Source organism: Streptomyces sp. G7(2002) (genome assembly GCF_028870195.1).
In the GTDB taxonomy this organism is placed as follows: Bacteria; Actinomycetota; Actinomycetes; order Streptomycetales; family Streptomycetaceae; genus Streptomyces; species Streptomyces nigrescens.
Genome location: NZ_CP102609.1, coordinates 7,871,785 through 7,884,901 on the forward strand (window position 1 = coordinate 7,871,785; position 13,117 = coordinate 7,884,901).

Annotated in this window: 11 protein-coding genes and 1 pseudogene; 4 read left to right on the forward strand and 8 right to left on the reverse strand. The window is 70.5% G+C overall.

All coding sequences use genetic code 11. The features are described from left to right. Positions 1–2: 2 nt before the first annotated feature. The 6 genes from NUT86_RS33765 to NUT86_RS33790 form a co-directional block, all read right to left on the reverse strand. Positions 3–527, reverse strand: a complete 525-nt coding sequence (locus NUT86_RS33765; protein ID WP_018090465.1) for a MaoC family dehydratase — start codon at positions 525–527, stop codon at positions 3–5. A 5-nt stretch (positions 528–532) separates the two neighbouring features. Continuing rightward, on the reverse strand, positions 533–1,495 hold the full coding sequence (locus NUT86_RS33770; protein ID WP_109894284.1) for an HpcH/HpaI aldolase/citrate lyase family protein: 963 nt from the start codon (positions 1,493–1,495) through the stop codon (positions 533–535). Continuing rightward, a complete protein-coding gene (locus NUT86_RS33775) occupies positions 1,492–3,504 on the reverse strand; it encodes a protein meaA (protein ID WP_274739142.1) in 2,013 nt (670 codons plus the stop codon). Before NUT86_RS33775 ends, NUT86_RS33770 begins: the two co-directional genes overlap by 4 nt. 39 nt (positions 3,505–3,543) lie before the next feature. Beyond that, complete coding sequence (gene ccrA, locus NUT86_RS33780; RefSeq protein ID WP_018090468.1) at positions 3,544–4,881, reverse strand: crotonyl-CoA carboxylase/reductase; 1,338 nt, start codon at positions 4,879–4,881, stop codon at positions 3,544–3,546. A 516-nt stretch (positions 4,882–5,397) separates the two neighbouring features. Next, the gene (locus tag NUT86_RS33785; RefSeq protein ID WP_187412903.1) at positions 5,398–6,198 is read right to left on the reverse strand and encodes a TetR family transcriptional regulator; all 801 of its coding nucleotides are present in this window, start codon (positions 6,196–6,198) and stop codon (positions 5,398–5,400) included. Positions 6,199–6,334: 136 nt separating this feature from the next. After that, positions 6,335–8,155, reverse strand: a complete 1,821-nt coding sequence (locus NUT86_RS33790; protein WP_093645323.1) for a 3-hydroxyacyl-CoA dehydrogenase family protein — start codon at positions 8,153–8,155, stop codon at positions 6,335–6,337. Positions 8,156–8,543: 388 nt separating this feature from the next. Here NUT86_RS33790 and NUT86_RS33795 point away from each other — a divergent pair. Further along, positions 8,544–9,131, forward strand: a pseudogene (locus NUT86_RS33795) (HEAT repeat domain-containing protein); the annotation flags it as partial. A gap of 303 nt (positions 9,132–9,434) precedes the next feature. Here NUT86_RS33795 and NUT86_RS33800 read toward each other — a convergent pair. Then, the gene (locus NUT86_RS33800) at positions 9,435–9,971 is read right to left on the reverse strand and encodes a GNAT family N-acetyltransferase (RefSeq protein ID WP_018090472.1); all 537 of its coding nucleotides are present in this window, start codon (positions 9,969–9,971) and stop codon (positions 9,435–9,437) included. A 165-nt stretch (positions 9,972–10,136) separates the two neighbouring features. Here NUT86_RS33800 and NUT86_RS33805 point away from each other — a divergent pair, with 165 nt between their 5' ends. Together NUT86_RS33805 and NUT86_RS33810 are read left to right on the forward strand one after the other, a co-directional pair. Next, entirely contained in the window at positions 10,137–10,928 is a 792-nt protein-coding gene (locus tag NUT86_RS33805; protein ID WP_274739145.1) for an SDR family NAD(P)-dependent oxidoreductase, read from the forward strand. 72 nt (positions 10,929–11,000) lie between these two features. After that, entirely contained in the window at positions 11,001–11,360 is a 360-nt protein-coding gene (locus NUT86_RS33810) for a MerR family transcriptional regulator (RefSeq protein WP_274739147.1), read from the forward strand. Positions 11,361–11,391: 31 nt separating this feature from the next. Here NUT86_RS33810 and NUT86_RS33815 read toward each other — a convergent pair whose 3' ends face one another. Next, on the reverse strand, positions 11,392–12,441 hold the full coding sequence (locus tag NUT86_RS33815) for an Rv2578c family radical SAM protein (RefSeq protein WP_274739149.1): 1,050 nt from the start codon (positions 12,439–12,441) through the stop codon (positions 11,392–11,394). Between the two features lie 157 nt (positions 12,442–12,598). Here NUT86_RS33815 and NUT86_RS33820 point away from each other — a divergent pair, with 157 nt between their 5' ends. Continuing rightward, entirely contained in the window at positions 12,599–13,042 is a 444-nt protein-coding gene (locus NUT86_RS33820) for an SRPBCC family protein (RefSeq protein WP_018090476.1), read from the forward strand. Positions 13,043–13,117 lie beyond the last annotated feature (75 nt).

Sequence of the window (13,117 nt, forward strand, 5' to 3'; positions counted from 1 at the left end):
GGCTACTTCTCCTTCTTGGCCGGCGGGGCCTGCAGCTCCGGGCGGCCGGGCTGCTCGCCGCCGCGCTCCTTGATGTAGGTGGCCGTGGGGACCATGACCTTGCGCCGGAAGACGCAGACCAGGGTGCCGTCCTGCTTGTACCCCTTGGTTTCGACGTGCACGATGCCGCGGTCCGACTTGGAGCGGGACGGGGTCTTGTCGAGCACGGTCGTCTCGCCGTAGATCGTGTCGCCGTGGAAGGTGGGCGCCACATGCTTCAGCGACTCGATCTCCAGATTGGCGATGGCCTTTCCGGAGACATCGGGCACCGACATGCCCAGCAGCAGGGAGTAGATGTAGTTACCGACGACGACATTCTTTCCGAAGTCGGTGGTCTGCTCCGCGTAGTTGCTGTCCATGTGCAGCGGGTGATGATTCATCGTGAGCAGACAGAAGAGGTGGTCGTCGTATTCCGTGACGGTTTTCCCCGGCCAGTGCTTGTACACATCGCCGACGGTGAACTCTTCATAGGTGCGGCCGAACTGCATCGCGCTTAAGCCTCCGGGGCCTCGAACTTGGACGTGCGGATCATGCCGGCGGCCCGGCCCTTGCCGGCGACGACCAGCGCCATCTTCCGGCTCGCCTCGTCGATCATCTCGTCGCCGAGCATCGCGGAACCCTTGGCTCCGCCCGCCTCCGAGGTGTGCCACTCGTAGGCGTCCAGGATCAGCTCGGCGTGGTCGTAGTCCTCCTGGGAGGGGGAGAACACCTCGTTGGCGGCCTCGACCTGACCCGGGTGCAGCACCCACTTGCCGTCGAAGCCGAGGGCGGCGGCGCGGCCGGCGACCTCGCGGTAACCGTCAACATTCTTGATCTGAAGGTACGGACCGTCGATCGCCTGCAGATCGTAGGTGCGTGCCGCCATCAGAATGCGCATCAGAATGTAGTGATACGCATCCGCCCCATAGCCGGGAGGCTGCTCGCCGACCACCAGGGACTTCATGTTGATGGACGCCATGAAGTCGGCCGGGCCGAAGATGATGGTCTCCAGGCGCGGCGAGGCCCCGGCGATCTCATCGACGTTCACCAGGCCCTTGGCGTTCTCGATCTGCGCCTCGATGCCGATCCTGCCGACCTCGAAGCCCATGGTCTTCTCGATCTGCGTCAGCAGCAGGTCCAGTGCCACGATCTGCTGGGCGTCCTGGACCTTCGGCAGCATGATGCAGTCGAGGTTGGGGCCGGCGCCCTCGACGACCGTGATGACGTCCCGGTACGTCCAGTGCGTCGTCCAGTCGTTGACCCGCACGACCCGCGTCTTGCCCGTCCAGTCGCCCTCGTTCAGCGCCTCGACGATGTGGTGCCGGGCGCCCTCCTTGGCGAGCGGCGCACAGGCGTCCTCCAGGTCCAGGAAGACCTGGTCGGCCGGGAGGCCCTGGGCCTTCTCCAGAAAGCGCGGGTTGCTGCCGGGGACCGCGAGACAGGAGCGGCGCGGGCGCAGGCGGTGAGCCTGGGTCATGCGGGGACCTCCAGAGGGTCGAGCTGGTTCGCTTTCCGGATTTCGTCGACGATACGGCCGATGATCTCCGTAATACCGAAATCCTTGGGGGTGAAGACGGCCGCCACTCCGGCTTCCCGGAGCGCCGCCGCATCGGCGGAGGGGATGATGCCGCCGACGATGACCGGCATGTCGTCCACGCCGGTGCGGCGCAGCCGGGCCAGCACGTCCGGCACCAGCTCGGCGTGCGAGCCCGACAGGATCGACAGCCCCACGCAGTGCACGTCCTCGGCGACGGCGGCCGAGACGATCTGCTCTGGGGTCAGCCGGATGCCCTGGTAGATCACCTCGAAGCCGGCGTCCCTGGCCCGTACGGCGATCTGCTCGGCGCCGTTGCTGTGCCCGTCCAGGCCGGGCTTGCCGACCAGCAGCCGCAGCTTGCCGCTGCCGAGCTCGGCAGCGGTCTTGGCGACCTTCTCGCGGACCGCGGCGAGCGGGCTGCCCTCCTCGGCGGTGACCGCCAGGGGGGCGCTGGAGACGCCCGTAGGAGCCCGGAACTCGCCGAAGACGTCCCGCAGCGCCCAGGCCCACTCACCGGTCGTCACACCGGCACGTGCGCACTCCACGGTCGCCGCGAAGAGGTTGCCGTCGCCCGCCGCGGTCTTCTTCAGGACCGACAGTGCGTCCTGGGCGCGCGTCTCGTCGCGGTTGTCCCGCCAGTCGTGCAGCGCCTGGACGACCCGCGCCTCGTTCGCCGGGTCGACGGTCATGATGGCCGTGTCGAGATCCGCGGTGAGCGGGTTGGGCTCGGTGCCCTCGAAGCAGTTGACGCCGACGATCTTCTCCTCGCCGGCCTCGATCCGGGCCCGCCGCTCGGCGTGCGCGGAGACCAGCTGCGACTTGAGGTAGCCGGACTCCACCGCGGCCATCGCGCCGCCCATCTCCTGGATCCGCTCGATCTCGGTGAGGCATTCGGTGACCAGGGCGTCCACCTTGGCCTCGATGACATGCGAGCCGGCGAAGATGTCCTCGTACTCCAGCAGATCGCTCTCGTGGGCGAGGACCTGCTGGATACGCAGGGACCACTGCTGGTCCCAGGGGCGGGGAAGCCCCAACGCCTCGTTCCAGGCGGGGAGTTGCACCGCGCGGGCGCGGGCGTCCTTGGAGAGCGTGACGGCCAGCATCTCCAGGACGATGCGCTGGACGTTGTTCTCCGGCTGCGCCTCGGTCAGGCCGAGCGAGTTGACCTGGACGCCGTAGCGGAACCGGCGCTGCTTCTCGTTCTCGATGCCGTAGCGCTCGCGGGTGATCTTGTCCCAGATGCGGCCGAAGGCGCGCATCTTGCACATCTCCTCGATGAACCGGACTCCGGCGTTCACGAAGAACGAGATACGGGCCACGACATCACCGAACTTCTCCGGCGGCACCTGCCCGGAGTCCCGCACCGCGTCCAGCACCGCGATCGCGGTGGACATCGCGTAGGCGATCTCCTGGACCGGTGTGGCGCCCGCCTCCTGCAGGTGGTAGCTGCAGATGTTGATCGGGTTCCACTTCGGGATGTGCGCCACCGTGTACGTGATCATGTCGGTGGTCAGCCGGAGCGAGGGTCCCGGCGGGAAGACATGCGTCCCGCGCGAGAGGTACTCCTTGACGATGTCGTTCTGCGTGGTCCCCGACAGCTTGGAGATGTCGGCGCCCTGCTCCTCGGCGACCACCTCGTACAGCGCCAGCAGCCACATGGCCGTCGCGTTGATGGTCATCGAGGTGTTCATCTGGTCCAGCGGGATGTCCTGGAACAGCCGTCGCATGTCACCGAGGTGGGACACGGGGACCCCGACCCGGCCGACCTCGCCGCGGGCGAGGACGTGGTCGGGGTCGTAACCGGTCTGCGTCGGGAGGTCGAACGCGACCGACAGGCCGGTCTGGCCCTTGGCGAGGTTGCGTCGGTACAGCTCGTTGGACGCCTCGGCGGTGGAGTGGCCGGCGTACGTCCGCATCAGCCACGGACGATCCTTCTGACGCTCAGTCATATCAGGCCCGTATCTTCGTGGTCCGGAGTCCGAGTCGCCTCAGACGTTCCGGAACCGGTTGATGGCGTCGAGGTGCTTGGCGCGCATTTCTTCGTCGCGCACGCCCATCCCCTCCTCGGGGGCCAGTGCCAGCACGCCGACCTTGCCCTGGTGGAGGTTGCGGTGCACGTCGTACGCCGCCTGTCCGGTCTCTTCGAGGGTGTACGTCTTCGAGAGGGTCGGGTGGATCTTGCCCTTGGCGATCAGGCGGTTGGCCTCCCACGCCTCGCGGTAGTTGGCGAAGTGCGAGCCGACGATCCGCTTCAGCGACATCCACAGGTAGCGGTTGTCGTACTCGTGGTTGTAGCCCGAGGTGGAGGCGCAGGTGACGATGGTGCCGCCCTTGCGCGTGACGTACACCGAGGCGCCGAAGGTCTCCCGGCCGGGGTGCTCGAAGACGATGTCCACGTCCTCGCCGCCGGTCAGCTCGCGGATGCGCTTGCCGAAGCGCTTCCACTCCTTGGGGTCCTGGGTGTGCTCGTCCTTCCAGAACTTGTAGCCCTCGGCGTTGCGGTCGATGATCGCCTCGGCGCCCATCTTCCGGCAGATCTCCGCCTTCTGGTCGGAGGAGACCACACAGATCGGGTTGGCGCCGCCGGCCAGCGCGAACTGGGTGGCGTACGAGCCGAGTCCGCCGCTGGCGCCCCAGATCAGGACGTTGTCGCCCTGCTTCATCCCGGCGCCGTTCTGCGAGACGAGCTGGCGGTAGGCGGTCGAGTTGACCAGACCGGGCGACGCCGCCTCCTCCCAGCTCAGGTGCTTCGGCTTGGGCATCAGCTGGTTGGACTTGACCAGCGCGATCTCGGCCAGACCGCCGAAGTTGGTTTCGAAGCCCCAGATGCGCTGCTCGGGGTCGAGCATCGTGTCGTTGTGGCCGTCGGAGGACTCCAGCTCGACGGAGAGGCAGTGCGCGACGACCTCGTCGCCGGGGCCCCAGGCGTTGACACCGGGGCCGGTGCGCAGGACCACGCCGGCCAGGTCGGAGCCGATGACGTGGTACGGCAGGTCGTGCCGCTTGGTGAGCGGGGAGAGCTTGCCGTAGCGCTCCAGGAACCCGAACGTCGACATCGGCTCGAAGATCGAGGTCCACACGGAGTTGTAGTTCACGGAGGAGGCCATGACGGCCACCAGCGCCTCGCCCGGGCCCAGCTCGGGCACCGGCACCTCATCGACGTGCAGCGACTTGCGGGGGTCCTTCTCCTTGGTCTCCAGGCCGGAGAACATGTCGGCCTCGTCCTTGTGCACGGTCACCGCGCGGTAGGACTCGGGGATGGTCAGGCCGGCGAAGTCGGCGCTGGTGGTGTCAGGCGCGAGGATTGCGTCCAGGATTTCGTTCACGGTGTGCCTCCGGCGAAGTCCGTTGAGGGAACGGCTTGAGGGAACGTCGGGGGTGTTGCGGAGGTGGTGCCGTCGGTTCGGCCGGGGTGGCTCCGTTGCCTTCGCCTCTGCGGGGGTCGCAGAGCCGTCGGCCGCGGTGCCTGGCAGCGCTGGGTGAGCGCGGTGCCCAGCGGCAGCTGGGAGGTGCCTGTGACGCAGGCATCCGGGCGGACAGCCACGTAGGGCTGGTGGGACAGCCGGCACGCGTGGGTTCATCAGCGTGCCGGCCGCCCGGACACCTTCAACGTATGACACCGCGTGCCAGGCGACAAGACACTGAGTGCCAAGAATTTCTCTCAGATGTCATCTGGTCGGCACGCATGAGCAAAAGAGGGCCGATGGGAGGCCTGGAGGTGACACAAAGAAAGGTGATGTGTGCGCAGCGTGTGCGGGGAGGGCGTTACGCCATCCGGGTCGCGGCCCGGTCAGCCGAAGGGTGCCGGGCCGCGCTCGTGTCCGGTGGTGGCCGGAGAGCCGCTACTTCCGCTCTTTGATCGCCTTGCGGATGGTGCGCATGACCTCGTCCAGCGGGGCGTCCGTACGGGCCACCGCGACCAGCACCTCGCCCTCCCGTGAGACGGACGCCGGAGGGGTCTCCCCACCGCTGGTGCGGCCCGCGCCGATACCGGCGCCGAAGGTCTCCCGGACGATCGCGAAGGCATGGTCGAGCTGTGCCTCGACATCGCCCTGGGCGTCGGCCCGCAGCCAGCGCCGCAGGACATGGTTGTGCGCGGTGACCACGGCGGATGCCGCGACCTCGGCGAGCAGCGGATCGTCATCGCCCTCGCGGTGTGCGCCCTCGTCGAAGTGGCCCAGCAGGTAGCGGGTGAACAGCCGCTCGTAGCGGGCCACCGAGGCGATCTCGGCCTCGCGCAGCGTGGGGACCTCACGGGTCAGGCGGTAACGGGCCACCGACACGGCCGGGGAGGCCGCGTACATCCGCATGACCTCCTTGATGCCGCGGCAGACCGTGTCGAGCGGGTTCTCGTGCGGCGGGGCGGCGTCCAGGACGGCCTCCGCGCGGACCAGGGTGTCGTCGTGGTCGGGGAAGATCGCCTCTTCCTTGGAGCGGAAGTGGCGGAAAAAGGTGCGCCGGGCGACGCCCGCGGCGGCCGCGATCTCATCGACCGTCGTCGCCTCATAGCCCTTGGTCGCGAACAGCTCCATCGCCGCAGCCGACAATTCACGGCGCATTTTGAGCCGTTGCGCGGCCGCCCGGCGGGTCCCGGGAGTGGCGGCGTCGGGGTCGGAGGGCTGCGTACGAGCGGGCTGGGACATGTGGGGACGGTACTGCATATTTACGCGACCTGCGGCATGAGGTGCCACCTCCGCCCCGGTGAGCGGGGGTGGACCGCCGTCGGGTTCCAGCAGTCCACCCCATCCTCCCCCGGCCGGGCCGGGGTGCCGCCACGCGTCAGCGCCGGGCGTACTCACGGAAGCCGCGGCCCGTCTTGCGGCCGAGGCAGCCCGCGGCGACGAGGTGCTCCAGCAGCGGCGACGGAGCCAGCCCGGGGTCGCGGAACTCCGCGTGCAGCACCTTCTCGATGGCCAGTGACACGTCCAGGCCGACCACGTCGAGGAGTTCGAACGGGCCCATCGGGTAGCCGCCGCCGAGCTTCATGGCGGCGTCGATGTCGTCCAGGGTCGCGTAGTGCTCCTCGACCATCTTGATCGCGTTGTTCAAGTACGGGAACAGCAGCGCGTTCACGATGAAGCCGGCCCGGTCGCCGCAGTCCACGGGGTGCTTGCGGACCTTGGTGCAGACCGACCGCACGGTGGCGTGGACGTCGTCGGCCGTCAGGACCGTACGGACCACCTCGACCAGCTTCATGGCGGGCGCCGGGTTGAAGAAGTGCATCCCGATGACGTCCTGCGGGCGCGAGGTGGCGCGGGCGCAGGCCACGACCGGCAGCGACGAGGTGGTGGTGGCCAGGACGGCGCCCGGCTTGCAGACCTTGTCCAGCGTCCTGAACAGCTCCTGCTTGACCGCCAGATCCTCGGCCACCGCCTCGACCGCGAGGTCCACATCGGCGAACGCGTCGAGCGACCCGGCCGGGGTGATCGCGGCCAGCGCGGCGTCCCGGGTCTCGGCGCTCATCCGGCCCTTGTCCACCGAGCGGCCCAGCGACTTGGCGATCCTGGCCTTCGCCTTCTCGGCCTTCTCCAGGCTGCGGGCCGCCAGCACGACCTTGTAGCCCGCCTTGGCGAAGACCTCGGCGATACCGCTCGCCATCGTCCCGGAACCGGCCACACCGACGCCGGTGACCGTACGCCCGGCGGCGAGCTCATCGGCGGACGCCGGGCTCTCCGCGTCCGGCACGACCGTGGCGCTTCCGGGAGCCTCATACGTGTAGAAACCGCGGCCCGCCTTCCGGCCGGTCAGCCCCGCCTCGGCCAGCTGGCCCAGGATCGGCGCGGGGGCGTGCAGGCGGTCCTGGGACTCGGTGTACATCGCCTCCAGGACCGTACGGGCGGTGTCGACGCCGATCAGGTCGAGCAGCGCCAGCGGGCCCATGGGCAGACCGCAGCCGAGCCGCATCGCGGCGTCGATGTCCTCGCGGGTGGCGTACTTGGACTCGTACATCGCCGCGGCCTGGTTCAGATAGCCGAACAGCAGGCCGTCCGCGACGAAGCCGGGGCGGTCACCCACCGCGATCGGGTCCTTGCCCAGGTCGCGGGCGAGCTCGGTGACGGCCGCGACCGCGGTCGGCGCGGTCAGCACCGAGGAGACCACCTCGACCAGCTTCATGGCCGGCGCGGGGTTGAAGAAGTGCACACCGAGCACCCGCTCGGGGCGCTGCGAATCGGCGGCCAGCCGGGTCACGGACAGGGCGTTGGTGCCGGTGGCCAGGATGGTGTCCGGCCGGACCACCGCGTCCAGCTCGGCGAAGACCTGCCGCTTGAGCTCGTAGTCCTCGGGCACCACCTCGATGACGAGATCGGCGTCCGCGGCGGCCTGCAGATCGGTGAAGGTACGGAACCGGGCCAGGGCGTCCTGGCGCTCCCGCTCCGTGAGCCGCTCGCGCTGCACGGCGCGGGCGGTGGCGGATTCGAGGGCGGAGACGGCGTGGCGGGCCGCGGCTTCGTCGGTGTCGATGCCGATGACCTCACGGCCGGCCCGGGTCAGCACCTCGGCGATACCGGTGCCCATGGTGCCCAGGCCGATGACGGCCACGGTGGAAAGGGACAGTGAGGGGGCTTGAGTTGAGAGATCAGGGGTGGACTGAGTGCCCATCGCGAGACTCCTGAGGGTGTTCCCCTGAGGGCAGGGGAGAAGTGACGACTGAGGGGTATCCGCGCGGACGCGAGGCCTGCGATCGCAGCGGCAGAACAGCGGCGGAAAGCCGCGAGGAGCCGCAGCGCCATGGCAGCGCCGGCGGTGTGGGAGACGCGGCGGAAGCCCTGTCCCGGGGCCCTGCCGTGTGCTCCGTACTGTGTCGTGCTGTGCCGAACCGACTTCACTCTGTGGCGGCTGCGTCACCAGGCCGCCCGAGCAGTGGTGCTGCTCGTTCCAGCAGGTTAACCGGTGAGTAACCAGAGCGCCAGGGGTAGCGGGGGTCACTAGGCTGTGGTGCAGGCCACGTCGCGGGAACCGGGGCGGCCCGGCGGGAGGGGAGCGGCAAATGGAAGAGGAATTCCACGAGTTGACCGACCGGGTGCGGGCCGAACTCCGCTCCCCACAGGATCTGGTCGCCTACGAGCGGCTGCTCGGGCTGGCCCGCAAGAACACCCCGGCCGGGCGGGAGGAACTGGCCCGGATGCTGGTCGCCGTCGAACGTCCGCTGTGGGCCCGGGAGATCGCCGCCTTCATCCTCGGCTGCGCCGGCGACAAGCGGGCCTTCGAGACGCTCGTGCTCTTACTGAACTACCGCGACCCGGTGCGCTGCGCCACCGCCGCGCATGCGCTGGGCCGGCTCGGCGACCCCCGCACCGCCCGCGCCGCGGCCGCGCTCGCCACCAATCCGCTGCGTACCGCCTACGCGCTGCACCCGGTCCGGCTGCTCGCCGAACTCCGCGCACCGCAGTCCGTCCCCGCGCTGATCGCGACCCTGGAGCGGCTGCTCACCCCGCACAACCCCTACTGGCGGGTGGCGCTCGCCTGTGTGGAGGGCCTGGGCGCGCTGGGCGACCGGCGCGCCGTCCCCGCACTCACCGCCGCCGTCACCCATCCGCGGCTGGCGGCCGCCGCGGCGGCGTCCCTGGCGCGGCTGGGGGTGCACGAGGACGTGACGGCGGCGGACGGGGCAGCGGCGGCGGACGGGGCCTCGGCGGCGGACGGGCCGGACGACGGGGAGAACGCCCGCGCAGCCCGCCCGGCGAGCCGGGTCCCCGGCCCGGAGCGGGGGGCGGGGCCGGGCGGCGGTCAGGGGTTGTCCGGCTAAGGGGCTGTCCGGCTACGGAGTGCGTGAGGCCGGCTTCCGCCCGGCCGGTACCTGGCCGGCGGGCGCTGCGGCCGGTTCCCGCTCGGCAGGCCGCTCCGGCCGGTTCCCTGCCGTCGGACCGTTGCGGACGGTTCAGGGCTCCGGCGTCAGCGGGCGTCGGTAGCGCAGCTCCGGGACGCTGCTCCCGCCCACCTCGTACGCCTCCTCGGCGCCGTCCGGAACGAAGCCGGCCCGCTCGTAGAACCGCTGGGCGCGGGTGTTGCCGCGTACCACCCACAGATACAGCGTGTGGAAGCCGTGCGCCCGGGCGCGGGCGGTGCCGGCGGCCATCAGGGCGCGTCCGATGCCGGTGCCGATCAGACCGGGTGCCACGTAGAGGGCGAGCAGTTCGCCCGCGGCCGGCTCCGGCGCGGGCAACTCCCCGGCTCCCGGGGCGATATCGGGGTCACGGGCCGGACCGACGCACGCCCAGCCGACGACCTCCCCGTCCCGCTCGGCCACCAGGTCCGACACCTCCGGCGACCGGCGTCCGAACCACGACCGCCGCCGCTCGGCATCCGCCGCCACGCTCATCGCGTCCAGATACGCCTGGGGCATCAGCCCGCGGTAGGCCGTCTGCCAGCCGCGGACCCGCACCGCGGAGACGGCTTCGATGTCCGCTTCGGTCATCTCCCGTATCCGTACGGGGCGGGGCGGCCGGGTGGATACGTGCGCAAAAGTCCTCTCGGTCCCATCCATGCCCGAGAGGTTAGGGGGTCCGTCAAGGGGTTTCTCCGGCCGCGCGCGGGGCGCCGCTTGACCTTGTCCCAGGGGACAGGGTCCGAGACTCCCGGCATGGAACAGGCAAGCAACTCCGGGCCGTCCGCGCCCGGAACGCATCGCAGGGTCGTGCTCGTCACCGGCGCAGGCACCGGGATCGGGCGCGCCACGGCCCACGCCTTCGCGGCGGAAGGGGCACGGGTGCTGGCGGTGGGCCGCCGGCCCGGACCGCTGGCGGAGACGGCCGCGGGGGCCGGCGCCGGGGACGGCGAGATCGTGCCGTACGCCGCCGACATCACCGTGGACGGGGCGCCCGAGGAACTCGTCGGCCACGCGGTCGAGACGTACGGCCGGCTGGATGTGCTGGTCAACAATGCCGCGGTGGTGGGCAGCGGGGCGCTCGGCAGCTTCACCAAGGAAGGGGTGGCCCCGCTGCTGGCGACGAACCTCGTCGCGCCGGTACTGATGACCCAGGCGGCCGTCCCCCACCTGGAGCGGACCGGCGGGGTGGTGGTCAACATCAGCACCTCGGTCGGCCAGCGGGGCTGGCCGGGCAACTCGGTCTACGCCGCGACGAAGACCGGACTCGAACTCCTCACCCGTAGCTGGGCGGTGGAGCTGGCACCGCGCGGCGTACGGGTCGTCGCGGTCGCGCCCGGGGCGATCGAGACCCCGATCGCACGGCACCAAGGGTGGTCCCCGGAGCAGCGGGCGGCCGTACGGGAGTGGCAGATCGCGCACACCCCTCTGGGGCGGGTGGGCCGCCCCGAGGAGGTGGCCTGGGCCGTCACCCGGCTCGCCGCGCCGTCCGCGTCCTTCGTGACCGGGGTGGTCCTCCCGGTCGACGGGGGAGCGGTGGTCGGCTGACGGACCGGCGGCCGGGGCGGGGCCGCGCGCCCCGCCCTGGTAGAAACGGTGCCGGACAGGGGAGGTGATCCGGTGCGGATCGGGGAGCTGGCGCAGCTCACGGGGGCGTCGCCGCGCGCACTGCGCAACTACGAACGCGAGGGGCTGATCACCTCGGAGCGCGCGGCGAACGGCTATCGCGTCTACGACGCGCACGCGGCCGTACGGGTCCGCAACATCTGCCACCTCCTGGCGGCAGGGCTCACGCTCGCCGACGTCCACTGCTTCACACCCTGTCTGGACGGCGATATGACCACCGCCGCGCCGTCGCCCGAGGGGCTGCGTATCGCCCGCGAGCGGCTCGCGGTCATCGATGAGCGGATCGCCGCCCAGACCGAGGCCCGCGACCGGCTGGCGCGGGCCCTGGAATCGGTGCCGCCCGGCCAGGCCTAGAACGGAGGCACCCCTTAGGGCCGCGGCAGGGTCAGATCAGGGTCAACTGGGTCGGTTCCGCAGGGCGGTCGGAGGCCTGGTCGCCAAGGTTGCCGGCCGGTCCGGGAGCGGTGTCCGGTGGCGGGATGCGGCGGGCCTCGCCGGGCCGGGCGGGCCCGATGCCGTACTCCGCGGCGAATTCATGGACCTGGCGGGTGATCCGGCGCTGGTACCACTTGGGGGCGTAGGCGCCGTCCGCGTACATCGTCGTGTAACGCCGTACCAGATGCGGATGGTGCTGCCCCAGCCACGCCATGAACCACTCGCGGGCGCCGGGCCGCAGATGCAGCACCAGCGGGGTGACGGAACCGGCGCCGGCCTCCGCGATGGCCCGGACCGTGGCCCGCAGCTGCTCCGGTGCGTCCCCGAGGAACGGGATCACCGGCGCCATCAGCACACCGCACGGGATGCCGTGCGCGGTGAGCGTCCGCACCACGTCCAGCCGGCGGTCCGGGGCGGGCGTGCCGGGCTCGACCGTGCGCCACAGCTCGCGGTCCAGGAAGCCGACGGAGACCGAGATGCCGACGTCGGTGACCTCGGCGGCCTGCTGCAGCAGCGGCAGATCGCGCAGGATGAGCGTGCCCTTGGTGAGGATCGAGAACGGGTTCGCGTGATCGCGCAGTGCGGCGATGATGCCGGGCATCAGGCGGTAGCGGCCCTCGGCGCGCTGATAGCAGTCGACGTTGGTGCCCATCGCTATGTGGTCGCCGCGCCAGCGGCGCCCGGACAGCTCGTGGCGCAGCAGCTCGGGGGCGTTGACCTTCACCACGATCTGCGAGTCGAAGCCCTGCCCGGTATCGAGGTCGAGGTAGCTGTGCGTCTTGCGGGCGAAGCAGTAGACGCAGGCGTGGCTGCAGCCGCGGTAGGGGTTCACGGTCCATTCGAACGGCATCCGGGAGGCGCCCGGGACGCGGTTCACGATCGAGCGGGCGCGCACCTCGTGGAAGGTGATCCCGCGGAAGTCGGGGCTGTCGATCGTCCGGCTGACGACATCCGTGCCGAACAGCGCGGACGGGCTTTCGCCGAGATTGTCCCAGCGCATCGGGCCTCCTTCTGGATCCTGCCGAGCCCCCTTCGCAATAATAGAACACATGTTCCCTTGCGGCCCGGCGGCCCTGAATTTGGGCGTGCCGCCGAGGGGTGGTTGGCTTGGCGGCGCACCGCAGGACCGGCAGGTCTACTACTGGAGGAAGACGCACATGGGGCAGGTCGAGGCCATCACGCAGCGCGAGATCGCGGCGGACCCGGAGGACGTGTTCGACGCGCTCGCCGACTACACCGGCACGCGCCGGCAGCTGCTGCCCGAGCACTTCAGCGAGTACGAGGTCCGCGAGGGCGGCGACGGCAAGGGCACCCTCGTCCACTGGAAGCTCCAGGCCACGAGCAAGCGGGTGCGTGACTGCCTGCTGGAGGTCGACGAGCCGACCGACGGCCAGCTCGTGGAGAAGGACCGCAACTCCTCGATGGTGACCACCTGGGTCATCACCCCGGCCGGCGAAGGGCGCGCCAAGGTCGTCGTCACCACCACCTGGCAGGGCGCCGGCGGTATCGGCGGCTTCTTCGAGAGGACCTTCGCCCCCAAGGGGCTCGGCCGGATCTACGACAGCCTGCTCGCCAACCTCGCCGCCCACGTGGAGAAGTGAGCGGCCGTCACTCCCGTCACCCGGCATGCATGCCGTCACACTCACCGGTTCGGGTGGTTTCCGCCGAGTCGAAGT

Bases quoted from the DNA above. Each gene is read 5' to 3' on its own strand.
- NUT86_RS33765 (WP_018090465.1), bottom strand. From the start codon at position 527: ATGCAGTTCGGCCGCACCTATGAAGAGTTCACCGTCGGCGATGTGTAC.
- NUT86_RS33770 (WP_109894284.1), bottom strand. From the start codon at position 1,495: ATGACCCAGGCTCACCGCCTGCGCCCGCGCCGCTCCTGTCTCGCGGTC.
- NUT86_RS33775 (WP_274739142.1), bottom strand. From the start codon at position 3,504: ATGACTGAGCGTCAGAAGGATCGTCCGTGGCTGATGCGGACGTACGCC.
- NUT86_RS33785 (WP_187412903.1), bottom strand. From the start codon at position 6,198: ATGTCCCAGCCCGCTCGTACGCAGCCCTCCGACCCCGACGCCGCCACT.
- NUT86_RS33790 (WP_093645323.1), bottom strand. From the start codon at position 8,155: ATGGGCACTCAGTCCACCCCTGATCTCTCAACTCAAGCCCCCTCACTG.
- NUT86_RS33800 (WP_018090472.1), bottom strand. From the start codon at position 9,971: ATGACCGAAGCGGACATCGAAGCCGTCTCCGCGGTGCGGGTCCGCGGC.
- NUT86_RS33805 (WP_274739145.1), top strand. From the start codon at position 10,137: ATGGAACAGGCAAGCAACTCCGGGCCGTCCGCGCCCGGAACGCATCGC.
- NUT86_RS33815 (WP_274739149.1), bottom strand. From the start codon at position 12,441: ATGCGCTGGGACAATCTCGGCGAAAGCCCGTCCGCGCTGTTCGGCACG.
- NUT86_RS33820 (WP_018090476.1), top strand. From the start codon at position 12,599: ATGGGGCAGGTCGAGGCCATCACGCAGCGCGAGATCGCGGCGGACCCG.